The sequence below is a fragment of the Rhodococcus sp. ARP2 genome, assembly GCF_001029585.1.
In the GTDB taxonomy this organism is placed as follows: domain Bacteria; phylum Actinomycetota; class Actinomycetes; order Mycobacteriales; family Mycobacteriaceae; genus Rhodococcus_F; species Rhodococcus_F erythropolis.
The window spans coordinates 67,669-93,296 of the sequence record NZ_LEKE01000049.1; the positions used below are offsets into that span (position 1 = coordinate 67,669).

A 25,628-nucleotide genomic window follows, 5' to 3' on the forward strand; every position below is an offset into this window, starting at 1 on the left:
GCGCCTATGATGACCAAGTCCCGTCGATTCACTGCGCTGATCTTCATCTGCCTCGCCGAACTCCTTGTCGTGCTGGACAACACAGTGGTCAACGTCGCACTGCCGACGATGAGCGTCGACCTGTTCGCCAGCGTCAGTGACCTGCAATGGATCGTCGACGCGTACACGTTGACCTTCGCCGGGTTCCTACTCACTTTCGGCCACCTGGGTGACCGCTTCGGACGCCGCCGAGTGATGATCATCGGTCTGATCGGCGTCGGCGCGATGTCGCTCGTCGGCGCTTTGGCTTCCAACCTCGAACAGGTGATCATGGCGCGCGCTGCCATGGGTGTCTTTGCCGCAGCGGTCTTTCCGGCCACCCTGGCCATGATCACGAACATCTTCACCGACGCCAAAGAACGAGCCATCGCCATCGCTGCCTGGACCGCAATGGCCGGCTTCGCGATTGCCATCGGCCCGACGGCAGGCGGTTGGCTTCTCGAGCACTTCTCCTGGCACTCGGTGTTCTGGATGAACGTTCCGGCTGCGTTGCTGGTCATCGTCGGTGTGCTGCTGGTTGTTCCGGAATCGAAGGCGCTTCACGTCGGCCGATTCGATTTCGTCGGAACAATCTTGTCGCTCCTCGGCATCGTCATTCTGGTGTGGACCATCATCGACGCGCCACATCGCGGATGGGTGTCGCCATTCAGCATCACGGGATACCTCTCTGCGACAGTGTTGTTGGCGGCATTCGTCGCATGGGAACTGCGCACCGATGCGCCGATCCTGAACATGAATCTCTTCCGAATCCGGCGGTTTTCATTCCCCGCCTTGGCTATTGCGGTCAGCTACTTCAGCATGTTCGGGTTCTTGTTCCTGATCACGCAGTACTTCCAGGGCGTTCGCGAATACTCGCCACTCGAATTCGGCATCCACTCTTTGCCTTTCGCCGCCGCTGTTGCGGTGGGCGCTCCCGTCGCCACCTTGGCGGCACAGAAACTCGGCACGACCGCAGTGATGGTGTTCGGCCTCCTCGTCCTCAGCGGCGGCATGTTCCTGGCCGGCCAGACGACCGTCGAGACGCCCTACCTCGGACCCGTCGTGATCTCGATGGTTCTCATGGGTCTGGGCCTCGCAATTGTCCAGGGACCGGCTACCGACTCCATCATGTCCTCGGTGCCCCTCGACGAAGCCGGCGCAGGCTCGGCAGTCAACGACACGACGCGTGAACTCGGTGGGACCCTGGGCGTCGCCGTCATCGGCTCGATCGTCGCCTCGTATTACACGTCCAAGGTGGCTCCGATCGTCGACGCCATTCCCGACGCCGTGATGTCGGCACAGGAGAAGGGCTTCGCTCGTGAGTCGGTGCTCAGCGTCATCGAGATCCGCTCGCGCGACATCAGTCCGCTCTTCGAGCAGCAGAAGGACAGTCTGATCTACACGATGAAGGCCGCGTGCCTGGAAGGTTTCGCCATCGCGTCGTACTTCACGGTCGGCGCAGCACTGATCACCGCGCTGCTGGTCGCGTTGTTGCTCCCCTGGAAGCCGGTCACAGAAGGCTCCATTCTCGGCAGTCTGGCGACCAAGACCCCGAAGTAGCTACAAGGTTTCCCGATTTGTCCGTATCTCAGCCCGCCGTTCCCCGATACTGGATTGACCGAGTGGTACCGACGACAGCCCTGCTAGGGAGAATCTCGTGTCCATCACCAGTAGAAACAGCTCGCGACTGTCGGCTGCGGCGATTCCGGTAGTACTGACGGTCGCCCTGCTCGCCGGATGCTCGTCCGATTCAGACACCACCTCAGCGCCCAGGCCGGTCGTCAGCGACGCCAGCCCCGGTCTCGACGCCGGGGTGCCGATCCCGGACGGGCAAATCGACGACGCGGTCGGAAAGCTCGACGGCCTCGCGAACGATCTCATGGCAAGTTCGGGTGTTCCCGGCATGGCTGTGGCCGTGGTGCACGGCGGTAAGACTGTGTATGCAAAGGGATTCGGGGTTCGCGAGTTGGGTAAGAGCGCCACCGTCGATGCCGACACCGTGTTCCAACTGGCATCGGTGTCGAAGTCGGTAGGAGCCACGGTGGTCGCCCACGAAGTCGGAATCGGGACCGTCGACTGGGACACTCCGGTGATCTCGAAACTGCCGGGGTTTGCGCTTGGCGATCCGTGGGTGACCGACCACCTCACGATCTCCGATCTCTACACGCATCGGTCGGGATTACCGGACCACGCCGGCGACGGGCTGGAGGACCTGGGCTACAACCGGGCCCAGGTGCTCGAGAAGCTTCGCCAACTACCGCTCAATCCATTCCGAATCACATACGAGTACACGAACTTCGGCGTCACAGCCGGCGCTGAGGCCGTTGCAGCTGCGGCGGGCACCGATTGGGAAACGCTGTCGCAGAACACGATCTACGGCCCGCTCGGTATGACATCGACGTCTTCGCGGTTCGCCGATTACCAGGCCCGAGAAAATCGAACAGTGGGCCACATCCTCGAAGACGGAAAGTACAAGGTAGGGCCGGTTCGGGACGCCGACGCCCAATCCCCCGCCGGTGGAGTCAGCTCCTCCGTGAACGACTTGGCCAAGTGGTTGGACATGGTGCTGTCCGGCGGTCAGTATCAGGGGCAGCAGGTCGTTCAGACGGATGCGCTCGTGCCCGCAGTGAACCCGGAGATCGTCTCGCGCCACGCGCAGGAAATCGGGGAACGCTCCGGCTTCTACGGCTACGGGTTCAACGTTTCCGACAGCGCCGCAGGCCGTGTCACCGCCAGCCACTCCGGCGCCTTCCTGGTCGGAGCCGGGACAAATTTCGTGACGATTCCCTCCGCTGACGTCGGCATCGTCGTTCTGACCAACGGCACGCCCACCGGCGTCGCGGAGACCTTGACCGCCGAGTTCGCCGATCTGGTGCAGTTCGGGAAGATCACCCGCGAGTGGCGCCCGCTGTACGAAGCGGCGTTTGCCTCACAAGCCGATCCCGAGGGCGAACTTGCCGGGAAGACACCGCCGACCTCCCCCGCGCCTGCCCCACCGACAAACCAATTGACCGGCGACTACGGCAACCCGTACTGGGGTCCCGCACTCGTGACGCAGCAGAACGGTGCGCTGACCTTGACCATGGGTCCCGCGGCGGTGACGTACCAGCTGACCCACTGGGACGGAAACACCTTCACGTTTCCGCTCAGCGGCGAGAACGCACCGGCCGGGACGGTCTCGAAGGCCACCTTCGACGGAAACTCGCTAACCTTGGAGTACTTCGATCACGATCATCTCGGTACCTTCATCCGGGCAACACCGGCCGAATAATCAGCCAAGGACACCCCATGAGTAGTTCGACAGCCACGGTGAACGCAATGTTCGCGGCCCTCACCGATTTCGACGTGGACGCAGCAGCCGAATTGATGACAGACGACATCGTCTGGCAGAACGTCTCGCTCCCCACACTGCGAGGCAAGAAGACCGTCGTGCGAGCGCTTCGTCTGGTCACCAAGCCTTCACTGAAATTCGAGGCCGAGATGCACCACATCGTCGGCGACGAGTCCACGGTGCTCACCGAACGCACTGACATCCTGACCGTCGGGCCGCTGCGCATCGAATTCTGGGTGTGCGGAACTTTCGAACTGCGCGACGGCAAGGTCTCCGTCTGGCGGGACTATTTCAGTCTGCGAGACGTCGCGTGGGGTGTGGTGACCGCGGTCGGCCGTGCAGTCGTCGGGAGCGGGACACGAAGTAGGCTTGCTCCGGCCTGAAATCACCTGCCGAAAGCGAGCGAACCTGCCATGCCCGAGAACACCACGCCTGACTCCTTCGACGCCGGCTTGGCTGTGCGCACCGAAGTCATGGGGGCCGATTTTGTCGACGCCGCCTTCGAGCGCACCCGCGGCACCGACAGCGAAGAACTGCAGAACTTCGTGACGGCCAACGTCTGGGGTTCGGTATGGACGCGTCCCGGACTCGATCGCCGCAGCCGCAGTCTGATCAATCTGGGGATGCTGATCGCGCTGCGCGCGGAGAACGAACTCAAAGGCCACGTACGCGGAGCACTACGAAACGGCTTGACGCGCACCGAGATCGTCGAAACCGTGATCCACGCGAGCGCGTACTGCGGCGCGCCGGCGGGGCTGGCGGCAATGCGTGTGGTGCAGGAAGTTCTCGACAACGAACTCGGACCGCTGCAAAACTGAACTACTGAAAACCCAAGAATCTCCCCGTGCAGACCGAAGTCCGCACGGGGAGATCGCTTCTCAGGAAGTAGGGCCGAACTCCTCGAGCATGTCGGTCACCAACTCGGCGATCGGCGACCGCTCACTGCGCGTGAGTGTGATGTGCGCAAAAAGCGGGTGCCCCTTGAGCTTCTCGATGACGGCCGCAACTCCGTCGTGCCTGCCCACTCGCAGGTTGTCACGCTGCGCGACGTCGTGCGTGAGAACCACCCGCGAGCCGGTTCCCAGACGAGAAAGCACTGTCAGCAGAACATTTCGTTCGAGTGACTGCGCTTCGTCGACGATCACGAACGAATCGTGCAGCGACCGACCGCGAATGTGCGTCAGCGGCAGCACTTCCAGCATTCCGCGGGCGAGAACCTCTTCGAGAACCTCCGGCGAAGCCAACCCGTCGAGAGTGTCGAAAACGGCCTGAGCCCACGGGCCCATCTTCTCGCTCTCACTACCGGGAAGGTAGCCGAGTTCTTGTCCGCCAACGGCATACAGCGGACGGAAGACGACGACCTTGCGCTGGGTGCGGCGCTCGAGAACGGCTTCCAAACCTGCTGTCAGAGCCAAGGCCGACTTACCGGTGCCTGCCTTGCCGCCGAGAGAGATGATGCCGATGCTCTCGTCCATGAGGAGATCGAGCGCAATGCGCTGCTCGGCAGAGCGGCCGTGCAGTCCGAACGCCTCACGCTCACCGCGCACCAACTGGATGCGCTTGTCGGGAGTCACCCGACCGAGGGCGCTCGACGAACCACCGAGCAGACGAAGACCCGTGTGACACGGCAGATCTCGCGCTTCGTCAAGGTCCAGGAAACCCTCGTTGAACAGCTCGTCGATGTCCGTCGAGGCGACGTCCAGCTCGGTCATGCCCGTCCATCCGGATGGCACGACGTCGTGAGCGTGGTACTCGTCGGCAGGTAGTCCCACCGCGCCTGCCTTCACACGAAGCGGAATGTCCTTACTGACGAGGACTACGTCCTTGCCCTCCGCCGCAAGGTTCAGCGCGCACGCCAGAATCCTCGAATCGTTACTGTCCGTGCGGAATCCGACGGGTAAGACCGCAGGGTCGGTGTGATTGAGTTCGACCTGCAGTGTCCCGTTCTCGGTGCCGATCGGTACCGGACGGTCGAGGCGGCTGTATTCGATCCGGAGATCGTCGAGCATGCGGAGCGATTCTCGGGCGAACCATCCCAGTTCGTGGTGGTGTCGCTTGCCTTCGAGTTCGCTGATCACGACCAGTGGCAGTACCACGTGGTGTTCGGCAAATCGAGTGACAGCCCATGGATCGGACAGTAGTACCGAGGTATCCAAGACGTACGTGCGAAGTGCATCTCCCGAATGATTCCCGGCTGATAGATCAGCCCGGGCCGAGTGGGCAGAGACGGAGCGTGATGCAGTCACGTTGGGCTCCTAGGTCTGCGCGGCACCCGCGCAAACTCAGCTCGCTGGGCCGGACGGCTCTGGTGTCAGGTGACGCTGTGTCAGCTGAAACAAGGGCCGGGCGCCGGCCCTCTCGTACTGAGTGTTTCAGTCACGATCAGAACCTCCCGCACAAGTAACTTCTGGTTACTCGTTACTGCCGACGGTACTGCGGATCGGACACTCGCGCCACGGAACGAGCCGCACATCTGGTGAACGCCAGGTAACAAAATGCCACTCGTGTGATTCAGCGTCACTCAGGACTCGATCAGACCCCACTTCGCGGCGCGCACCGCTGCCTGAACCCGCGAATTGGTTCCGGTCTTGACGAAGATGTTCTCGAGGTGGGTGGCGACGGTGCGACGGCTGACGAACAACTCCTCGGCGATCTCGACATTGCCCGCGCCCCTGGCCACCAATTGCAGTACCTGGATCTCCCGTGGGCTCAGATGGACACGATCGAGCGCCACCTGGTCCCCCACGACGCGCGAGCAGGCCGCGCTGGACGCCGCCACCACCTCGCGCACGCGATCGACGACGCCGGAATCCGCGAAGCTCATGTGCAGCAATCCGGTCACCTCACGGCCGGAGAACCCCAATGCGACCGACGCGCCCTCGGCGTACCCGGACGGCCGCAGAACATCGGTAACCATCTCGACCTGCTCGAATCGTGGCACGTCCTGCCAGAACACTGGCACGCCCGAAGCCTCGCGAATGATGCCGAAGAGATTGCGATCGGCGACGAAGTCGTCGAGCAGGAACTCGAGCACCCTGGCGTCGTATCCGGAACTCGCCAGAGCCCGATGCCGTCCGCTCGACGGGTCTCGGTACGTGACCGCCGCAGCCGAGTACGCGAGTCCACGTGCGCGAAGTTCTTCGGCGCACAGGCCGAGAATGCCGTACGCCCCGGCCGCCGGCGATCGCGGCGCGAACATGTCAGGTCCAGCGCCGCGATCAGGCAGTACAGACGTCATCACACCAATCTAGCCAATCGTGTGAGCTAGGCCACCACCAGTGAATCGGCCGGCTTCCTGTCCGCCCACGGACGCACCGCTTCGAAGTTCGCGGCAGTCCGCAGAACCAGTGCGTCCTGGCGGTGGCGTGCGGCGATCTGCAGCCCCACCGGTCGACCGTCGGCGGTGAATCCGGCGGGCACGGTGATCGCGGGGTTGTTGAGCATGTTGTACGGGTAGGTGAAGAGCCAATCGAGCAACTGCTCACGCAACGACGCACCTTCGAGCCATGACGGCGCGAACTGACTGAGCGGGAACGTGGCCGAAGCCAAGGTCGGCGAGACCAACACGTCGTAGTCGTTCATGAACGTGGTCCACGTGTCCCACATGACGCCGCGGAATGCGTCGGCCCGCCCGACGTCGACACCGGTGAGCCGCTCGGCCTCGTGCATGATCTCGATCAGGTTGTCGTCGACCTCGCCGCGCTGGTTCTCCCAGTCGAGCAAGTCGTATTCGGAAGCGAAACCGGGAACCCAGATGCCGTTCCACATCGACTCCGACGGATTTCCCCACTGCGGGGTGGCCTCGGTGATCTGGGCACCCAATTCCTCGAATGCCGCCAGCGCGTCGAGGCACACCGCCAGCACCTCCGGATCAACATGGCCGAGGCCGAGATTCGTCGACCACGCGACGCGAAGCCCCTTCACGTCGCCCTTCGCCGCTTCGACGTACGAGGTCTCCGCACGCTCGATCGAGAGCGGATCCGCATTGTCCGGCCCGGCCATGATGTCGAGCATCAGCGCGTTGTCGGCGACGGTCCTGGTGATCGGACCGTGGTACGCCCAGTTGTAGAACCGGCCGGCCAGAATGGTCTGCGGAATGACGCCGGTGGTCGGTTTGAGCCCGACGACCCCGCAGAGCGCCGACGGGATACGCACCGATCCGGCGCCGTCACTGCCCTCGGCAAGTGGCCCGAGGCCTGCAGCCACGGCAGCCGACGCACCGCCACTGGACCCGCCCGCGCTGTTGCCGAGCTTCCACGGGTTGTGCGTCGGCCCGTACAGGTGGTTGTCCGTGCCACCGTAGTAACCGCTTTCGGGAGTGTTCGTCTTTCCCAGGAACAGTCCGCCAGCGCCGCGCAGCCTGTCCACGACGACGGCATTTCCCGTCGCGATGTTGTCGGCCATCGGCTTCATCCCGAACGTGGTCGGCAGCCCGTCGACTGCCGTCAGATCTTTGATCGTGAACGGAACGCCGTGCAGCGGGCCGAGTTTCTCGCCCGATTCCTGTTGCCGTGAGAGTTCGGCCGCGTCGCGCGTGACCTGCTCGCGATCGAACTGCACTATCGCGTTGATCGACGGATTGACAGCGTCGACGCGCTGGATCATAGCTTCGGCAATCTCGTTGGGCGAGAGACTGTTCGACGCGACCGACGCCGCCATCTCGGTAGCGGAGAGCCAATGCAGATTCTGTTCGGTCATGGGGTTTCCTTCGCCGGAGGGGTGATGCTCTCAGGCTAGGAAGCGCCGAACTCGGCCACCATCGGTCATGTGACCGATGCCACAATCCGCGACTGGCAAAAAACCAGCGGCCCGGCCCCTCGAAAGGGACCGGGCCGTCGGTGAAGGAATACCTAGACGTTCTTGCTGAGCAGGCCCCAGTTCTCGAGACCGTCGTACAGCGGAAGGTCGAGGGCGAGCTTGGCGACGCGCGCACGCAGCGCCGGCAGATCCGCGTTGCCGGCCAGAGCGGTACCGATGATGTCGGCGACCTCGGTGAACTCGGCATCGCCGAATCCGCGGGTGGCCAACGCTGCTGTACCGATACGCAGACCGGAGGTGGTCATCGGCGGGCGGGGATCGAACGGAACAGCGTTGCGGTTGACCGTGATGCCGATTTCGTGCAGAAGGTCCTCACCCTGCTGGCCGTCGAGCTGTGAGTTACGCAGGTCCACGAGAACGAGGTGGACGTCTGTGCCGCCGGTCAGGACGCTGATGCCCTGGTCTGCGACGTCCTTGTTGCCCAGACGCTCGGCAAGGATGCGCGCGCCGGAAAGGGTGCGTGCCTGACGATCCTTGAACTCTTCACCGGCAGCGATCTTGAAGGTGACTGCCTTGGCCGCGATGGCGTGCATGAGCGGTCCACCCTGCTGACCCGGGAAGACAGCGGAGTTGAGCTTCTTGGCCCACTCCTTCTTCGCCAGGATCAGGCCGGAACGCGGTCCACCGAGTGTCTTGTGGACGGTCGAGGAGACGACGTCCGCGTACGGGACGGGCGAGGGGTGCAGGCCTGCGGCAACCAGTCCGGCGAAGTGAGCCATGTCCACCCACAGGTACGCCCCGACCTCGTCGGCGATCGCACGGAACGCCGCGAAGTCCTGCTGACGCGGGTATGCGGACCAACCGGCAACGATGACCTTCGGCTTCTCGGCGAGGGCGATCGAGCGCACCTCGTCCATGTCGATGCGGTGATCTTCCTTGCTGACGCCGTAGGACGCGACGTCGTACAACTTGCCGGAGAAGTTCAGCTTCATGCCGTGCGTGAGGTGACCACCGTGGGCAAGGTCGAGGCCGAGCAGCTTCTCACCCGGGTTCATCAGTGCCATCAGAACAGCAGCGTTGGCCTGTGCGCCCGAGTGCGGCTGAACGTTCGCGAACTCTGCACCGAAGAGTTCCTTCGCACGGTTGCGCGCCAGATCCTCGATGACGTCGACGTGCTCGCAACCGCCGTAGTAACGACGTCCCGGGTAGCCCTCGGCGTACTTGTTGGTCAGGACGCTGCCCTGAGCCTGCAGAACCGAGCGGGGAACGAAGTTCTCCGACGCGATCATCTCGAGCGTGTCGCGCTGACGAGCCAATTCACCAGCCATCGCCTCGGCGACTTCGGGGTCGAGTTCGGCGAGTGATGCAGAGTTGACGTCGGAGCCGGGCACAGCGGTCATCGAGGAATCTCCAAGCTGGATGCGGAAACGAATGCGTCCAGTCTACGAAGTTCGCTCCCGCCGTCTCCACCCGGCACTAGGCAGCACGCAGAGAGCTGGGGACCAGCGGCTCGTCGAGCAGCCTGCGGAAGCGTTCGGTGCGCTCGGCGCCCACCGGCACCTCGTCCAGCCAGCCCCCGAGCAGCCGGTATCCCTCGACATACGTGCTGGTGTACGCCCGCCACAGCGGCGAAGACAGGAACTTGAGCGATTGGCGAGCGCGTTCCGGCGTCGACAGCGACCACCGTTCGAGGAACAGCGCCACGTCGTCGAGGCTGCGCCCCTCGTCGTGCAACATCAGAGCGGCATCCTGACGAACACTCAGCAGTTGCCCCGACGCGGCGGAGAGCCGTTGCGCCTTTTCCCCGTCGAATGACAAGCCGAGATCGGCGTAGATGTCCTGCGCCCACAAGCCCCACTCCGGACCGACGATCGCTTCCAGCGCCAGATCTGCGAGGCCTTCGGCCATGATGCACTGCGGCGTGTTGACCAGGAACAGTGTCTGCTCGAGCTGACCCGAACCGACCAGACCGGCTTCCTTACGGCAATGCTCGGTGTGATGGCCGGGGTAGGACTCGTGCGCGATCAGCCGCGGCAGGTTGGCCATGAACTGCGGCAGATCCGAATTGATCGCAACCTTGGAGCGGTAGTCACCGAGGTAGTAGTTGAAGCCGGACCACGGCTTGTCCCCCACCACTTCGTATTCGACGGTTTCCGACGCCGGAAGCCCGAACGTGCCGCGGACCAGATCGCGCAGCGCACTCGACATTGCCTCGACGCACTCGTTCAGTCTCGCCGCGGGGATCTCGTCGGCCTTGCGATGCGCCTGCACTCGCTGCGCCAGCGGTCCCGGACCGGGCAGAACTTCACCCATCAACCGGTGCGCGTCGCTGTAGGCGTCCTCGTTTCCCTTTTCGATTCGTACGTCGAAGTACGCCTCCACCTCGTCCACGAAGCCGATGTCCTCACCCGCGAACTTGCGCCCGGAGCATTCCAGGGCGCGAAGGTGAACGTCGATGAAGTGAGCGCGCTCGGCATTCAGACCACTTCCGGCCAGCTCGCCCCGCAATTCACGTGCCGTGCGGGCAAGTTCACGCGGATCGGGCTTCGGGGCGCTCTCGATCTGCTTACGCAGCGCCGGGTCACCGGTGAACGCGTCGACGAACCCGTCTTCGAGACGGTCGAAACCCAGTCCGAGCAGCAGATATTGGCGAACAAGTGTGTCTGGATCCATAACGACCGAGCCTAGCCGCTCGCTCCGGAATGCCACCCGGCGAAAGTCCCGGACGTGGCACCGAGCACAATCCGACTATGCACTCGGATCGTGCGCACACGCGCCTGGCTTGCTCGCATAGCTGTTTCGTCCGCCGGGCCCCGGGTTCACTACATGCCGGTGAGCTGGGCTGATGGCGCGCACCAACGAATCGAGTCCCTACGTCGAGTTCGACCGCAAGCAGTGGCGGACACTGCGTAAGTCGACGCCGCTGGTGTTGACCGAGGACGAGTTGTACGGCTTGCGTGGTCTCGGCGAGCAGATCGATCTCGAAGAAGTTGCCGAGGTTTATCTCCCCCTCGCACGTCTGATCCACCTGCAGGTGGCGGCACGCCAACGGCTGTTCGCGGCCACCGCGACGTTCCTCGGTGAGAAGCATCCCGATCGTCAGGTGCCCTTCGTCATCGGTGTCGCCGGTTCGGTCGCGGTCGGAAAATCCACGACTGCTCGTGTGCTGCAAGCTCTCCTGGCCCGCTGGGACCACCATCCACGCGTCGACCTCGTCACCACGGACGGATTCCTCTATCCGACCAGGGAACTCCAGCGTCGGGGCATCATGCACCGCAAGGGTTTTCCCGAAAGTTACGATCGCCGCAAGCTGTTGCGCTTCGTCACCGAAGTCAAGTCCGGGGCGGAAGAGGTAGCGGCGCCGGTCTATTCGCATACGTCGTACGACATCATCCCGGGCCAGTACCACCTGATCCGCCAGCCTGACATCCTCATCATCGAGGGCCTCAACGTCCTGCAGACCGGCCCGCGTCTGATGGTCTCCGATCTGTTCGACTTCTCGATCTACGTCGACGCCCGCATCGAGGACATCGAAGCCTGGTACATCCAGCGGTTCCTCGCGCTACGCAACACGTCGTTCGCCGATCCGAACGCTCACTTTCACCACTACTCCGGCCTCTCCGACCGTGACGCGACCATCGCGGCGAAGGAGATCTGGAACTCGATCAATCACCCGAACCTGGTGGAGAACATTCTCCCCACCCGCCCCCGCGCAACCCTGGTACTGCGCAAGGACGCCGATCACACGATCAACCGACTGCGCCTGCGCAAGCTCTGAGACGGCTCAGGCGCCGAACCGGCGGTGGCGCGCCGCGTAGTCACGCAAGGCTCGAAGAAAGTCGACTCGACGGAACTCGGGCCAGTACGCCTCGGTGAACCAGATCTCCGAATAAGCGCTCTGCCACAACAGGAATCCGGAGAGCCGCTGCTCGCCGGAGGTGCGGATCACCAGATCCGGATCGGGCTGTCCCGACGTGTACAGATGACCGTCGATGCCGTCGACCGTGACGGCCTGGATCAGTTCGTCTCCGCTCAGACCCGCACCGATCTTGTCACGCAGGAGCGATTGGACGGCGTCGGCGATCTCCTGACGTCCGCCGTATCCGATCGCGACGTTGACATGTGTCCCGGTTCGGCCACTGGTCCCCGCCGCCGCTTCCCGCAAGCGCCTGGACTGCTCGGGGGGCAGAAGATCGAGAGCACCGACGATCTGCACACTCCAGTTCTTGCCGGGCCCGGAGATCTCTTCGACGACGTCGGTGATGATTTCGAGGAGCGTGTCGAGCTCTTCCGGCTCGCGGCGCAGGTTCTCGGTCGAGAGCAGGTAGATGGTTGCCATCTCGATTCCGGCGGCGTCGCACCACTCGAGCAATTCGGCAATTTTGAGCGCGCCCATGCGGTGCCCGTGACTGACATCGGTGAAGCCGTTCTCGCGAGCCCATCGCCGGTTTCCGTCACACATCACGGCTACGTGCCGTGGGTGCGCGAGACCGTCGAGATGACTGAGGAGCCGTCGCTCGTAGATGCTGTACAGCAGTCCGCGCAGATTCACCGTGACATCACCATGGTGTCAAAGACTACGCCCGGCAGTGACAGCCACATGCGAGCGCCGTCACGCTTTTTGTACGCGTCGAAAACCCGCAGGTAGGTTATGCTACTGGTGCGTAACCTACGGTACCGTAGGTTACGCAGTTCGCAACAGCACGGAACGAGAGGGGTTGCACATGACGGCATTCGGGCTCGACGAGCTTCCGGTCAAACCACGCATGCGCGGTTGGATCCATCTGTGGGCGCTCGGTGTCTCCGTCGTCGCGGGCATCGTTCTCGTCTCCGTAGCCGGCGCTCAGGTGGGCGCCAAGGCGGCTTGGGCAACCGCGATCTACAGCATCACGATCTGCGGCCTCTTCGGCATCAGCGCGACGTATCACCGCATCCAGTGGCAGACCGTCAAGGGCCGTACGTGGATGAAGCGTGCTGACCATTCGATGATCTTTCTCTTCATCGCCGGCAGCTACACACCGTTCGCCATGCTCGGCCTTCCCACCCACACCGGCAAGATCATTCTTGCGATCGTGTGGGCAGGTGCACTGGCCGGCGTTGCCCTCAAGATGCTCTGGCCCACCGCGCCGAAATGGGTGGGGGTACCGCTCTACCTTCTCCTCGGCTGGGCGATCGTTCCCGTGGTCGGTGAACTGACACACCAGGTCGGTGTGGCGCCGATGGTGCTGCTGCTCGTCGGCGGAATCTTCTACAGCGTCGGCGCAATTCTGTACGCGACAAAATGGCCCAACCCGTGGCCGACGACGTTCGGGCATCACGAGTTCTTCCACGCTGCCACTGTCATTGCAGCGATCTGCCACTACATCGCGGTATGGCTCGTCGTGTTCAACTGATTCGCCAGTTCCACCACCGTCGTCACCGGCCGATCACACACGAATCCCCGACAGATGTACGCGGCTTCACCGTCGTCGACAAGGGGGCGATCTGCAAGCAGCGGTGAAGAATCCGGCGCTCCGCCGACAACCACTGCACCGCCCGGGGCAAGCCGCCGGGCATCGGCCAACAGCGAACCTTCCCCGACGACGGCAACCTGTATCGGACCACGCAACGATGCTTCCGCCACTGTGAGCCAGTGTCCCGCCGACCGAGGCGCACGCTCGAGCGGCAGCGTGGCCCTCGCCAGCGCGTCCGCCGCGGCCTGGGCGTAACGAGAGGATCGATCGGCATCGGTCAACGCCGCCGCGGTCAACAGAGCCTCCGCGACGCTCGACGCACCGGACGGCGTCGCGCCGTCCAACGGGTCTCGGGGCCGTGTGACGAGGGACTCCGCGAAATCGGCCGTGTCGAACCAGCTTCCCGGCTCGGCCGGATCGGCGAAGTGGTCGAGCGTGACGTCGAGCAACTGCTGCGCCGCATCGAGCCACCGCGCGAATCCCGTTGCCTGGTAGAGAGCCAGGAGGCCGGTGGCCAACATTGCGTAATCCTCGAGCACTGCCGTCGGGGTGCCGACAGCCCCGCCGAGGGAAGCGCGACGCAAATGACCGTCCACCAGGTGAAGGTCGAGAAGAGCGCCAGCGCACTCGGCCGCCGCCGCGATCCAGTCGGATCGATCCAGGGCAAGTCCCGCTTCCGTCAAAGCCGTGACGGTCAACCCGTTCCAGGCCGTCACCACTTTGTCGTCGCGGCCAGGCTGTGGACGCTGAGCCCGGGCGGCGCGTAGAGCGTCGGAGACCGTCTGCCAGCGCGACCAGTCGTCGGGGTCACGGAGCAATTGCAATACCGACGCACCCTCTTCGAATGTTCCGGTATCGGTGACCCGGAACAAGTCCGCCGCCCACTGCCCGTCCTCCGCACCGAGTACCTCGACCAGCTGCGTCGGCGTCCATACGTACGTGAGGCCTTCGACGCCGTCGGTGTCGGCATCGAGAGCCGAAGCGAAGCAACCGTTCTCGGTCAGCAGATCGGAGAGCAAAAATGCTGCGGTCTCCCTGGCTATGCGGGTGGCCAGGTCCGATCCGGTCCGCCGCGCCCAGTGCGCGTAGAACCGCAGGAGCAACGCGTTGTCGTAGAGCATCTTCTCGAAGTGCGGAACCACCCACTCGGCATCGACCGAGTAGCGCGAGAATCCTCCGCTCAACTGGTCGTAGATACCGCCACGTGCCATTCCTTCGGCGGTGCGCTCGATACCGCCGAGGATCTCGCCCGAACCCGTTCGCTCGAACTGTCGGAGCAGCCCCTCCAGTAATGCCGACGGTGGAAACTTCGGTGCCCCACCGAATCCCCCGCGCGGGATGTCCTCGTCACCGAGGATCGATCGACCCGCCGCGTTCAGCAACTCGGCGTCGATAGGCGCTCCGGCGTACGGAATTCCGCCAGACGCGCGCTGAAGTTCCGTGACGATCGACTGTGCCGCGTTGTCGACCTCGTCGCGCCGATTCGTGAAGGTGTCGGCTATCGCTTCGAGAAGCTGTGTGAACGACGGCATTCCGCCGCGAGGCGTCGGCGGGTAGTAGGTGCCGCAGTAGAACGGTGAACCGTCGGGAGTCAGAAAACAGGTCATGGGCCAGCCGCCCTGACCGGTCATCGCGACCGTCGCATTCATGTAGACGGCGTCGATGTCGGGACGCTCTTCGCGGTCCACCTTCACACAGACGAAGTTCGCGTTCATGACGGCCGCGATCTCGGCGTTCTCGAACGACTCGTGCGCCATGACGTGGCACCAGTGGCACGCCGAGTATCCGATCGAGAGAAGGATCGGCACGTTGCGCTCGCGCGCCCACTCCATCGCCTCTTCGCCCCACTGTTGCCAGTGGACCGGATTGTCGGCGTGCTGACGCAGGTAGGGGCTCGAGGACCCACCCAGGTTGTTCCGCAGCCGTGGGTCCATCGTCGCTACCTCGTTCGTCTCAGGATTCTTGCTTCGGCTTCTTCTCGGTAGAGACGTTCGGTTCCGCCGGGCTCGGAGCTGTGATCGCTCCCCGGTCGGTGCCTTCGTCTGCCTGCTGATCGAGTTCGGGATGATCCGGTTCGAACGTTTCCGGCAGCTTCTTGAGCTGGCGATTCATCGACCGAACCAAGAGGATCACACCGATGAGCAGCGCAAGAATCACCAGCAGGCCGACCGGAGACGACTTTCCGAACTCCGGGCCGGATGGGTTACTCGGGGTCTGAGCAAGAAATTGTGTGGTGCCGAGAACTACCTCGGCGGACAGAGCATTCACTTCTGCGCGTCCTCTTCGAGACCTGCGAACAGGTCGGTTTCCGGAATGGACGTGGTGACCCGCGTCTTGGCGAGCTCGAATTCCTCGGTGGGCCAGATCTTCTGCTGAATATCGAGCGGCACAGCGAAGAACGAACCGTTGGGATCGATCTGCGTCGCGTGCGCACGCAGAGCGTCGTCGCGCTGGGGAAAGTAGTCGCCGCAAGTGACCTGAGTGGTCACACGAACCATCATGTCGCCGCGCTCGGTCTTCCACTTCTTGAGCCAGTCCGCCATCGGGAACGGCTCACCGCGACGCTCGTACTCCTCCTGGAAGAGTTCGAGGCGCTTACGGATGAATCCGTGCGAGTAGTAGACCTTCTTGATTTCCCACGGCTGACCGTCCTCGGGGAAGTACTCGGGATCGGCAGCGGCCTCGTAGGCAGCCATCGACACCTCGTGGCACCGGATGTGGTCCGGGTGCGGGTATCCGCCGTTCTCGTCGTACGTCGTGACGACGTGGGGACGGAACTCGCGAATCACCTTGACCAGAGCGCGCGTCGACTCTTCGAGCGGAACGAGGGCGAAGCACCCTTCGGGCAGCGGCGGAAGAGGATCACCCTCGGGGAGCCCGGAATCGACGAAACCGAGCCAGCGCTGCTTCACGCCCAGGATGCGAGCGGCCTCGGCCATCTCCTCCTGGCGAACTTCGCTGATTCGATCGCGGACACCGGGAACGTCCATGGCCGGGTTGAGAATGTCGCCACGCTCACCCCCGGTGAGCGTCAGGACCATCACTTCGTGGCCTTCGGCTGCATAACGGGCGGTGGTGGCCGCACCCTTGCTCGACTCGTCGTCGGGATGGGCATGGACGGCCATGAGCCGGAATCCGCTCACGTGTTCGTTCACCTCAACTTCACCTGTAGCCGTTGCCGGCAGTTCACTTGTAGCCGTTGCCGGCAGTTCACCTGTAGCCGTCACCGGCAGTCTTCGAGTCACACGCTGTGCACCGCTCGGATTACTCCGGGTGGTTGCCGTCAAACGTACCGACTGCCGACAAACCTACCGACGGCGCGACGGGACACGTCCTCTATAGTTCCACCCGAGAGTTCCTGGCGCAGCCGTGACCCCTTCGGTAATTCGGCGGGACACAGTCAGTTGCTGCACGACACGTGAACTCGAGTCTTCGAGAGCAGAGTGATGAGCAAACCGCTTCCCCAAGATCGGTACCCGAGCACAACTCGCACAAGCAGTCCCCGCAAGTGGATGGTGTGGGCTCTGACCGCACTCGTCATCGTCGTAGGCGGCGGAATCGCGTACTACGCGTACGGAAAATTTGCGGTCAAGGAAATCGAGACCGAGACCATCTCGTTCGACATCGCCAACGACTCCACGGTGAAGATTCGCTTCACCGTCACACGCGACGACTCGTCACGTGACGCGATGTGCATCGTGCGCGCTCGCTCGAAGGACGGATCCGAAACCGGACGACGTGAGGTCTACGTCCCGTCCTCCGAGCATCAGACCCTCGAGTTCAACACCGAGGTCAAGACGTCCCAGCCGCCAGGCATGGCCGACGTCTACGGCTGCAGCTTCGACGTTCCGGAGTACCTGACCAAGAGCTGACCTCGGAACGCATCCACCCTGCCGGACGTTTGGCGCCGGACAGGGCGGGTAGTCATGCGTGATAGAATTGCCCGATACACGGTTCCGGGTGGAACCGTGTATTGCTGCATTGACGCAAGGTTTGACGGCAAGGTTGCATCCCTGGTGGTGCTTCCGAGTCGTTGTTCGCTGCTGTTGCAGCGATCGTCGAGGGAGCCCCCGGCTCCGACTACTAGGGAGTGATCGAGATGACCGAGACCCAGGTGACCTGGCTTACCCAGGAATCACATGACAGGCTCAAGAACGAACTCGACCAGCTCATCGCCAATCGCCCGGTCATCGCCGCCGAGATCAACGAGCGTCGCGAAGAGGGTGACCTGAAAGAGAACGGCGGCTACCACGCTGCCCGCGAAGAGCAGGGTCAGCAGGAAGCCCGCATTCGCCAGCTCCAGGAGCTGCTGAACAGCGCGAAGGTCGGCGAGGCCCCCACTCAGTCCGGTGTTGCACTGCCCGGATCCGTAGTCAAGGTCTACTACGACGGCGACGAGAGTGACACCGAGACGTTCCTCATCGCTACCCGCGAAGAAGGCGCACGTGACGCCAAGCTCGAGGTCTACTCCCCGAACTCACCGCTGGGCGGCGCGCTGCTCGAAGCCAAGGTCGGCGACACGCGTGAGTACAACCTGCCCAACGGCAGCACCATGAAGGTCACGCTGCTGAGCGCGGAGCCTTACCACAGCTGATCGGCTGTACCAGCTCTGAAAAGAAGCGCCACCCGACTCGGTCGGGTGGCGCTTCTTGCTCTGTCGGCGTTGCAGTTCCGGCCCACTCACACCACGCGGCGAGCCTTCATGCCGGCGAAGATCGGGCCGACCTTCACCACGTCACCGAATGTGGGTGCGTGAAGCATCTGTCCGTTCCCGACATAGATCGCCACATGGCCGGGACCGCCTGCCTGCCAGTTGCCGAACAACAGGTCACCGGGCTGCGCCTGATCCAGCGGGATCTCGACGCCGACGCCCCACTGTGTCTCCGAGGTCCGGGGCAGAGTCACTCCGGTGGCCGCGTGGATCGCGTACGACGTCAGACCCGAGCAGTCGAACCCGCCCATCGAGGGCCCGTTGATGTTTCCGCCGCCCCACACGTACGGCAATCCGAGAAACTTCAGACCGGCCTCGACGACGCCGCCAACGGCAGCGGCGAGGTTGTTGTAGTCGAAGGGGGCGAGCATCAGAGCGAACGAGTCCTGCAACGATTTGATCTGTGCGACAAACGGAGCGGCGACCGCCTGCTCCGCGGGAACCTCGCCCGCCTTGTCGGCGGGGACGCCGCCCGCTTCGCGAATTGCGTCCGGCCCGACGTCGTAGGCAGCGAGCGCGAGGTCGACGGTATCGCCCTCGACCTCACCGGATTTCTGCCAGGACTGCGCTTGCTTCACGAGATCGCACAACCGGTATCCGGTTGTCATCACCGGATCGGCAACGCCCAGGATGTCCATCTTTCCGTCGCCGTCACCGTCCTTGCCGTATGCCGTCCACGCTGCGGTGGTGAAGCGGCCAGGCCCGCGCCCACCTTCCGGTGAGATGTCGGTATCGGGTCCGTACTTGAATCCGTTCTCGACCGAGTACAGCGAAGCGATCACCGCGGGCGTGATCTCCGAGCACAGAGCACCGGCCTTCTTGATCCACGGCGCGAACACCGCCACCGCTCCGACGGGCGCCAATGTCGCTCCCGGAAAGTTGGAGGGTACGGAAGGCACGATTCCCTCAGGTGTGTCCTGAGTTCGTGCCGGTCCGTTCCAGGCTGCAAGTGAGACTGCAGCATTCGAAGACTCGTTCTTCTCGACTTGTGCGGGCGCTCCGAGAGTTCCACTCATCACGCCCAGTGCGGTGCCGATCGACACAGCGATCGCCAGGACACCGACTGCCATCCGAACCTCCGATAAACCTCTGAAAATCTACGTACGTGGTCGTACCCGAAACTTGTCGGTGCGAACATCTACCCTTTCGAACATGCATTCGACACGGCTCAGTCTCGCGACTCCTGTAACCAATGTCTCATTTATCTCGGTGGGCGTTACGCAAATGACTACAGACACCAAGGCTTTTCTCAGGTTCGGCGTGCAAGCTGAGTGCATGAGCGACGATCGGCCACGACCCGCCCGGGGACGCACTACGGTGTATCGACCCGTTCGCCTCGCCCTCGCAGCCACGGCTGTGGCGGGAGCGCTCGCAAGCGGCGGACTTTCACTCGTTTCTTCTCCCACTGCCACGGCACTCGCGCCGGACACCTCGGCTTCTCACACCAAGAATCCCGTAGCGAAGCGGCCCGTCGTGGTCGCCGGATTCGGAACCCCGGACGCCGTCTCCAACGGTTCGTGAGCACTCCGCGCTCTGCCTCCGAGTGGCTCACGTGGGGTGTGCAGGCCCGGGTTGTCGTCACCGACCCTGAGGTCCTTCCCTCCGCGGCCAGCCTGGTTCGCGGATACCTCACCGCTGCCGACGCTGCCACCAATCGAGATCGTGCCGACTCCGAGATTCGTACCTATGTCAGCGCCGCGAGCAACGTCGACGGCGTCGCCGTGACTCCGATGTTCGCGCACTTCCTCGAAGACGCGTTGGCCGTCGCACGACTGACCGACGGCAAACTCACGCCGACGGCCGGGTCGGCAGACCCTCACTCCTGGTGGAAGATCCGCGTCGAGAACAACCGCGTGTACAGCCCGGACGACGTCGTTCTCGATCTGTCCGCGACGGCCCGCGCCAGTTCAGCGGACCACTGCGCGGCATCGACCGCCACGCTTCTCGGGTGCGGAGTACTGGTCGGCCTCGGCGGGGACATCGCGGTTGCCGGCCCGGCGCCGGAAGACGGCTGGCAGATTCAGGTTCAAGACCTGCCCGGCGACCCGACGTGCCAGGTAGCGCTTCCTTCCGACTGCGGGATCGCCACGGCCAGCACCGTCAAACCACTACACCGCGAATCGACGGCGACGCCGATGTGGCGCACGGTGTCGGTGATTGCATCTTCCTGCGCCCAGGCCGCCGCATTCAGTCGGGTTGCGGTCGGCATGGGCGGTTCGGCCATCGACTGGCTACATCAACTCGACGTACCCGCCAGGCTGGTCGACCAGGAGTACCGCGTAACGGTTCTGGGCGGCTGGCCTGACGAGTAAGTCGCGTCAGTTCTGCAGTCGTACGGCGTAGCCGGCACGGTCGAAGGCGGTGAGAAGTTCCGCCTTGTTGTCCGGACCCCGCGTCTCGACGGTGAGGAAGACTTCCACTTCGTCGAGCGCGAGTTCGCCACCGGTACGGGAATGGATGACGTCGACCACGCTGGCGCCGTTCGCTCGAACCACTTCGAGCAACGAGACCAGTGCGCCCGGCCGATCGTCGATGGTGATGTGAACGCCGAGGAACCGTCCGGCCGCTCGCAGACCGTGCGAGATGACGTGCGTGAGCAGTAGCGGATCGATGTTGCCGCCGGAAAGCACGGCGCACACCGGCCCTGTCAGTCCCAGCTCCTCCGGAGAGCAGGTCATCAAGGCCGCGACGGCCGCAACGCCGGCCGGTTCGACGATGAGCTTGGCGCGTTCGAGGCACAGCAGGAGCGCTTTGGACAGCGCTTCCTCGCTGACCGTCACCACGGCATCGACATGGGCGGCAACTTCGGCGAACGGAACCTCGCCAGGGCAGCCAACGGCGATACCGTCTGCCATCGTGGACATCGACGCCAAGGCGGTCGGCTTCCCGGCTGCCAACGACGCCGGCCAGGCAGCCGCGGTCTCGGCCTGCACTCCGACGATGCGGACCTGCGGGCGTACAGCTTTGACTGCTGCGGCCACTCCGGCGATCAAACCGCCGCCGCCGGTGGGGACGAGGATAGTGCCGACCTCAGGCAGTTGCTCGAGGATTTCGAGCCCCACAGTCCCCTGCCCCGCCACGACGTCCTCGTGGTCGAACGGGTGGACCAGAACTGCTCCCGTCCGGTCCGCGAATTCGCGAGCGGCCACGAGCGCTTCGTCGACAGTCGAACCGTGCAGGTGGACCTGAGCTCCATATGCCTTGGTGGCCACCAACTTCGGCAGCGGCGCACCCGTCGGCATGAAGACGGTCGACTTGATTCCCAGTTCTGTTGCAGACCAGGCAACTCCCTGCGCATGGTTACCGGCACTGGCCGCCACCACGCCCGCTGCCCGTTCCTCTGCGGAAAGATTGGCAATGCGGTTGTACGCACCGCGCGGTTTGAAAGAGCCGGTGCGCTGCAGGTTTTCACATTTCAAGCTCACGGCGAAGCCGGTGGTTTCGGACAACACTCGCGAGGCCACGACCGGGGTGCGTCGCATGACCGGGGCGAGCAGTTGCTGTGCAGCCTTTATCTGTTCGAGATTCACGCATGCCTCCAGAAAGTGCGCCTCCACACCCTCGTGAGGTGTGAAGGCGCACTGCAGATTCGAAGTCGAATTACTGTAGAGCGAAGATCAGGACAGCGCTTGCTCGATGTCGCCGACCAGATCGGAGGCGTCTTCGATGCCGACCGACAGGCGAACCAGATCGTCGGGAACCTCGAGAGCGGAACCGGCCGTCGAGGCGTGGGTCATCGCGCCGGGGAACTCGATGAGGGATTCGACTCCGCCGAGCGATTCTGCCAGCGTGAAGATCTCGGTGCGCGAGCACAGGTCGAGAGCTGCCGCCTTGCCGCCCTTGAGGCGGACGGAGATCATGCCGCCGAAGCGTCGCATCTGCTTGGCCGCGACCTTGTGCGACGGATGCGAAGCCAGGCCCGGGTAGATGACGCTGGCAACCGCGGGGTGGCCGTCGAGCAATTCGACGACCTTCTCCGCGTTGTCACTGTGACGCTCCATGCGCAGCGCCAGCGTCTTGATTCCGCGCAACGTCAGGAACGCGTCGAACGGGCCGGGAACGCCGCCGGATCCGTTCTGCAGGAAGGCAAACGCAGTGTCCAGTTCTTCGTCGTTGCAGACGAGAGCGCCACCGACCACGTCGGAGTGTCCGCCGATGTACTTGGTCGTGGAGTGCAGCGCGATGTCGGCACCGAGCTGCAGCGGCTGCTGCAGGTACGGCGACGCGAAGGTGTTGTCCACCACGATCTTTGCGTTGCCCTCGTGGGCGACCTCGGCAAGGAGCTCGATGTCACCGATATTGAGCAGCGGGTTCGTGGGCGTCTCGACCCAGACCAGCTTGGTGTTGGACTTCATCGCCGCGCGCACCGCATCGACGTCGGACACCGGAGCCGGGGTGTACTCGATCCCCCACTGCGTGAACACCTTGTCGATGAGACGGAAGGTTCCGCCGTACGCGTCGTCGGGGATGACCAGGTGATCGCCCGGTCGAAGCACCGAACGGAGCAGGCAGTCGGTGGCCGCCATTCCCGAACTGAACGCTCGGCCGTAGGTTCCGGATTCGAGCGCGGCAAGGTTCGCCTCGAGCGGGCGACGGGTGGGGTTGCCCGTTCGCGCGTACTCGAAGCCACTGCGCATTCCACCGACGCCGTCTTGGGCGAAGGTGGAACTTGCGTAGATCGGCACGTTGACCGCACCGGTCAGCGGATCGGGTTCGTAACCCGCATGCACCGCTTTCGTGGAGAAACCCTGCCAGCTGATGTTGTCGGCCTTGCTGCGTTGCTCACTCATGGTCCCCAGCCTAATGGCGCCGGCACCGGCGCAGGAATCCGAACTCAGGAATCCGAACTCAGGAAACCCAGGAGATCGTGGCGCGTGATGACACCGACCGGCTTGCCGTCGTCGACGACCATGAGTGCGTCGGTGTCACCGAGCGCCTTCGTGGCAGCCGAGACCGGCTCGCCGGAACCGATGAGCGGGAACGGCTTGCTCATGTGCTTCTCGACGGAATCCGCAAGGTGCGCACGGCCTTCGAATACCGCGCTCAGCAGATCTCGCTCGGACACGCTTCCGGCGACCTCGCCTGCCATGACCGGCGGTTCCGCACCGACGACGGGCATCTGGGACACGCCGTACTCGCGCAGGATCTCGATCGCGTCGCGCAGAGTCTCCGACGGGTGAGTGTGAACGAGGTCCGGCAGCTCGCCCGACTTGCCGCGCAGGACGTCGCCGACGGTCGGGACGTTGGTCTTGCCGTCGAGTGGGGTGCGCAGGAATCCGTACGACGCCATCCACTGATCGTTGAAGATTTTGGACAGGTAGCCGCGGCCGCCGTCCGGGAGGAGGACGACGATCAGAGCGTCGGGGCCTTCGCGCTTGGCTACTTCGAGGGCAGCGACGACTGCCATACCGCAGGAACCGCCGACCAGCAGTCCCTCTTCGCGGGCGAGGCGACGCGTCATCTCGAAGGAATCGGCATCCGAGACGGCGATGATCTCGTCCGGGATGGACGGGTCGTATGCCGACGGCCAGAAGTCTTCGCCGACGCCTTCGACCAGGTACGGGCGACCGGTGCCGCCGGAGTAGACGGAGCCTTCGGGGTCTGCGCCGATGACCTTGACCTTGCCGCCCGAAACTTCCTTGAGGTAGCGGCCGGTGCCGGTGATGGTGCCGCCGGTGCCGACGCCCGCGACGAAGTGCGTGATCTTGCCGTCGGTGTCGGCCCAGATCTCGGGACCGGTGGTCTCGTAGTGGCTCTCCGGTCCGCCCGGGTTGGAGTACTGGTTGGGCTTCCAGGCGCCGGGGATCTCACGGGTGAGGCGGTCGGAGACGCTGTAGTAGCTGTTCGGGTTGTCCGGTGCGACGGCCGTGGGGCACACGACCACCTCGGCGCCGTAGGCACGCAGGACGTTGCGCTTGTCTTCGCTGACCTTGTCTGGGCAGACGAAAACGCACTTGTATCCACGCTTTTGCGCCACGAGTGCCAAGCCGATTCCGGTGTTGCCCGAAGTCGGCTCGACGATGGTGCCGCCAGGCTTCAGTTCACCCGAAGCCTCGGCTGCGTCGATCATCTTGACGGCGATGCGGTCCTTGGAGCTACCGCCAGGGTTGAGGTATTCGACCTTGGCTGCCACGGTGCCGAAGTTTTCGCCCGTGACGGACGTGAGCTTGACGAGTGGGGTGTTGCCGATGAGGTCGACGACGTGTTCCGCGATGCGCATTCGTCCATGTTCCCAGATGAAAGAAAACGGTGCGCGCGGACGTCGGGCGAAGGTGGTGCAATCCGGCTAGATTGGCAAGTGTGAGTCGAACCGGACTGAAAGCGTCGGTGGCCACGGTGGTGGCCGGATCGAGTGCAGGCACGCTCTCCTGGTTGGGCTACAACTATCTGATGTCGCAGGCGGGGGCGGCCCGTGGGGTGATCGGTCGCAATATCGCCAAGCCACCCGAGGCGGACGGGGTGTACGCACCCGGCGCCGACAGCCCGGAACTCTGGTGGCGGGCCGTGCCCTTCGATCTCCACTTGATGATTTTCGGCGATTCGTCTGCGGCCGGCGTCGGCGCGCTGACGGCGTCGGAAGTTCCGGGTGTGCAGGTCGCGAAGCTGCTTGCGAGTGAAACCGGGAAGCGAATCCGTTTGAGCACCAAGGCCATCGGCGGCGCCACCTCACGCGGGTTGAGTGGGCAGGTCGACGCCATGTTCGTCGCCGGCCCTCCCCCGGATGCTGCCGTGATCCTGATCGGCGCCAACGACGTCACGGCGAAGAACGCAATTCATGCTTCGGCAAAACGCCTCGGCGACGCGGTACGACGGCTACGCGAGAGTGGCGCCGTCGTTGTTGTCGGCACCTGCCCGGATCTGGGGGTGGTCACGGCTATCCCGCAACCACTGCGCTCCGTGGTGCGTGAATGGGGTCATCGTCTCGCGCTCGCCCAGGCGTCCGCGACCAGAAACGCCGGGGGTCATCCCGTTCCACTAGCCGACCTGCTGGCCAAGGAATTCCTGGCCTCGCCCGACACGATGTTCTCGGCTGATCGTTTCCACCCGTCGGCGGCCGGCTACGAACTCGCGGCGAAGCAGATCGTCCCGGTTCTCGCGTCGGCTCTGGGTGAGTGGCAGGGTGGCCCGCTACCCGAACTTCCCCACGTCTCGGAGGCGGCGCAAGCTCGCACCGTCGCGGCCCGACTGACGGCAGCGGCAACTCAGTGGAAAGCCTTCGCGAGACGCACCAAACCCGCAGTTCAGCGCCCCGACGTCAACTGAGTGAGACTGCGTGACCACCATCTGGGAGCGGCAACGTAAATTGTAAGTCGAAGCTGCATTCAACTTGCCCTGCTCGACGGCGTTTCAAGCCGCC

At 63.9% G+C, this 25,628-nt stretch carries 24 protein-coding genes; 11 read left to right on the plus strand and 13 right to left on the minus strand.

From position 1 onward, the window contains the following. The first annotated feature begins 6 nt into the window (after positions 1-6). The 4 genes from ABX74_RS11755 to ABX74_RS11770 all read left to right on the plus strand — a co-directional run bounded on the left by ABX74_RS11755 (position 7) and on the right by ABX74_RS11770 (position 4,167). Positions 7-1,578 (plus strand): MFS transporter, encoded by a 1,572-nt coding sequence (locus ABX74_RS11755; RefSeq protein ID WP_047888877.1) that lies wholly within the window; start codon positions 7-9, stop codon positions 1,576-1,578. Between the two features lie 97 nt (positions 1,579-1,675). After that, positions 1,676-3,289, plus strand: coding sequence for a serine hydrolase (locus tag ABX74_RS11760; RefSeq protein ID WP_047888878.1), 1,614 nt, complete (start codon positions 1,676-1,678; stop codon positions 3,287-3,289). Between the two features lie 17 nt (positions 3,290-3,306). After that, entirely contained in the window at positions 3,307-3,732 is a 426-nt protein-coding gene (locus ABX74_RS11765; protein WP_019744587.1) for a limonene-1,2-epoxide hydrolase family protein, read from the plus strand. Positions 3,733-3,762: 30 nt separating this feature from the next. Then, positions 3,763-4,167: a carboxymuconolactone decarboxylase family protein gene (locus ABX74_RS11770; RefSeq protein WP_019744588.1), complete on the plus strand. Its 405-nt coding sequence runs from the start codon at positions 3,763-3,765 to the stop codon at positions 4,165-4,167. 60 nt (positions 4,168-4,227) lie between these two features. On the opposite strand, the gene ABX74_RS11775 is transcribed toward ABX74_RS11770, so the two are convergent. From ABX74_RS11775 to ABX74_RS11795, 5 genes are all read right to left on the minus strand, one after another. Beyond that, complete coding sequence (locus tag ABX74_RS11775; RefSeq protein ID WP_003945274.1) at positions 4,228-5,595, minus strand: PhoH family protein; 1,368 nt, start codon at positions 5,593-5,595, stop codon at positions 4,228-4,230. A 275-nt stretch (positions 5,596-5,870) separates the two neighbouring features. Beyond that, entirely contained in the window at positions 5,871-6,587 is a 717-nt protein-coding gene (locus ABX74_RS11780; RefSeq protein WP_007726367.1) for a helix-turn-helix transcriptional regulator, read from the minus strand. A gap of 26 nt (positions 6,588-6,613) precedes the next feature. Continuing rightward, the gene (locus tag ABX74_RS11785) at positions 6,614-8,047 is read right to left on the minus strand and encodes an amidase (protein WP_019744590.1); all 1,434 of its coding nucleotides are present in this window, start codon (positions 8,045-8,047) and stop codon (positions 6,614-6,616) included. A gap of 152 nt (positions 8,048-8,199) precedes the next feature. Then, positions 8,200-9,507 carry a serine hydroxymethyltransferase gene (gene glyA, locus ABX74_RS11790; protein ID WP_003945195.1) on the minus strand — a complete coding sequence of 436 codons (1,308 nt, stop codon included), beginning with the start codon at positions 9,505-9,507 and terminating at the stop codon, positions 8,200-8,202. Positions 9,508-9,583: 76 nt separating this feature from the next. Then, positions 9,584-10,780 (minus strand): hypothetical protein, encoded by a 1,197-nt coding sequence (locus tag ABX74_RS11795; RefSeq protein ID WP_020970259.1) that lies wholly within the window; start codon positions 10,778-10,780, stop codon positions 9,584-9,586. Positions 10,781-10,952: 172 nt separating this feature from the next. Here ABX74_RS11795 and coaA point away from each other — a divergent pair, with 172 nt between their 5' ends. Continuing rightward, on the plus strand, positions 10,953-11,885 hold the full coding sequence (coaA, locus tag ABX74_RS11800) for a type I pantothenate kinase (RefSeq protein ID WP_003945270.1): 933 nt from the start codon (positions 10,953-10,955) through the stop codon (positions 11,883-11,885). Between the two features lie 6 nt (positions 11,886-11,891). Here the strand turns inward: coaA and ABX74_RS11805 are convergent, their stop codons facing one another. Beyond that, entirely contained in the window at positions 11,892-12,659 is a 768-nt protein-coding gene (locus ABX74_RS11805; RefSeq protein WP_003945211.1) for an isoprenyl transferase, read from the minus strand. Positions 12,660-12,831: 172 nt separating this feature from the next. Here ABX74_RS11805 and trhA point away from each other — a divergent pair, with 172 nt between their 5' ends. Continuing rightward, positions 12,832-13,500, plus strand: a complete 669-nt coding sequence (gene trhA / locus ABX74_RS11810) for a PAQR family membrane homeostasis protein TrhA (protein WP_020970260.1) — start codon at positions 12,832-12,834, stop codon at positions 13,498-13,500. Here trhA and ABX74_RS11815 read toward each other — a convergent pair. The 3 genes from ABX74_RS11815 to mca are packed head-to-tail and all read right to left on the minus strand — an operon-like array spanning position 13,467 to position 16,703. Beyond that, positions 13,467-15,494, minus strand: a complete 2,028-nt coding sequence (locus ABX74_RS11815; protein WP_047888879.1) for a thioredoxin domain-containing protein — start codon at positions 15,492-15,494, stop codon at positions 13,467-13,469. The two genes, trhA and ABX74_RS11815, sit on opposite strands and share 34 nt — an antisense overlap. Before the next feature lie 19 nt (positions 15,495-15,513). Next, positions 15,514-15,828, minus strand: coding sequence for a hypothetical protein (locus tag ABX74_RS11820; protein WP_007726381.1), 315 nt, complete (start codon positions 15,826-15,828; stop codon positions 15,514-15,516). After that, positions 15,825-16,703 (minus strand): mycothiol conjugate amidase Mca, encoded by an 879-nt coding sequence (mca, locus tag ABX74_RS11825; RefSeq protein ID WP_020908526.1) that lies wholly within the window; start codon positions 16,701-16,703, stop codon positions 15,825-15,827. Before mca ends, ABX74_RS11820 begins: the two co-directional genes overlap by 4 nt. Before the next feature lie 303 nt (positions 16,704-17,006). Between mca and ABX74_RS11830 the strand changes: the two genes are divergently transcribed. Next, positions 17,007-17,432 (plus strand): DUF4307 domain-containing protein, encoded by a 426-nt coding sequence (locus tag ABX74_RS11830; RefSeq protein WP_021345049.1) that lies wholly within the window; start codon positions 17,007-17,009, stop codon positions 17,430-17,432. 227 nt (positions 17,433-17,659) lie between these two features. Next, positions 17,660-18,154: a transcription elongation factor GreA gene (greA, locus tag ABX74_RS11835; RefSeq protein WP_007726385.1), complete on the plus strand. Its 495-nt coding sequence runs from the start codon at positions 17,660-17,662 to the stop codon at positions 18,152-18,154. A gap of 86 nt (positions 18,155-18,240) precedes the next feature. Here the strand turns inward: greA and ABX74_RS11840 are convergent, their stop codons facing one another. Then, a complete protein-coding gene (locus tag ABX74_RS11840; RefSeq protein WP_053062017.1) occupies positions 18,241-19,341 on the minus strand; it encodes an NlpC/P60 family protein in 1,101 nt (366 codons plus the stop codon). Positions 19,342-19,546: 205 nt separating this feature from the next. On the opposite strand from ABX74_RS11840, the gene ABX74_RS11845 reads away from it, so the two are divergent. Further along, the gene (locus ABX74_RS11845) at positions 19,547-19,792 is read left to right on the plus strand and encodes a hypothetical protein (protein WP_153211881.1); all 246 of its coding nucleotides are present in this window, start codon (positions 19,547-19,549) and stop codon (positions 19,790-19,792) included. Then, complete coding sequence (locus ABX74_RS11850) at positions 19,789-20,583, plus strand: FAD:protein FMN transferase (protein ID WP_003943281.1); 795 nt, start codon at positions 19,789-19,791, stop codon at positions 20,581-20,583. Before ABX74_RS11845 ends, ABX74_RS11850 begins: the two co-directional genes overlap by 4 nt. Positions 20,584-20,589: 6 nt before the next feature. Here the strand turns inward: ABX74_RS11850 and ilvA are convergent, their stop codons facing one another. From ilvA to ABX74_RS11865, 3 genes are all read right to left on the minus strand, one after another. Continuing rightward, a complete protein-coding gene (gene ilvA, locus ABX74_RS11855; RefSeq protein ID WP_223257899.1) occupies positions 20,590-21,753 on the minus strand; it encodes a threonine ammonia-lyase in 1,164 nt (387 codons plus the stop codon). A 135-nt stretch (positions 21,754-21,888) separates the two neighbouring features. Continuing rightward, positions 21,889-23,061: a cystathionine gamma-synthase gene (locus ABX74_RS11860; RefSeq protein ID WP_007728802.1), complete on the minus strand. Its 1,173-nt coding sequence runs from the start codon at positions 23,059-23,061 to the stop codon at positions 21,889-21,891. Between the two features lie 44 nt (positions 23,062-23,105). Continuing rightward, positions 23,106-24,491 carry a cystathionine beta-synthase gene (locus ABX74_RS11865; RefSeq protein ID WP_003943292.1) on the minus strand — a complete coding sequence of 462 codons (1,386 nt, stop codon included), beginning with the start codon at positions 24,489-24,491 and terminating at the stop codon, positions 23,106-23,108. 71 nt (positions 24,492-24,562) lie between these two features. On the opposite strand from ABX74_RS11865, the gene ABX74_RS11870 reads away from it, so the two are divergent. Then, positions 24,563-25,534, plus strand: coding sequence for an SGNH/GDSL hydrolase family protein (locus ABX74_RS11870; protein WP_047888880.1), 972 nt, complete (start codon positions 24,563-24,565; stop codon positions 25,532-25,534). The last annotated feature ends 94 nt before the right edge of the window (positions 25,535-25,628 follow it).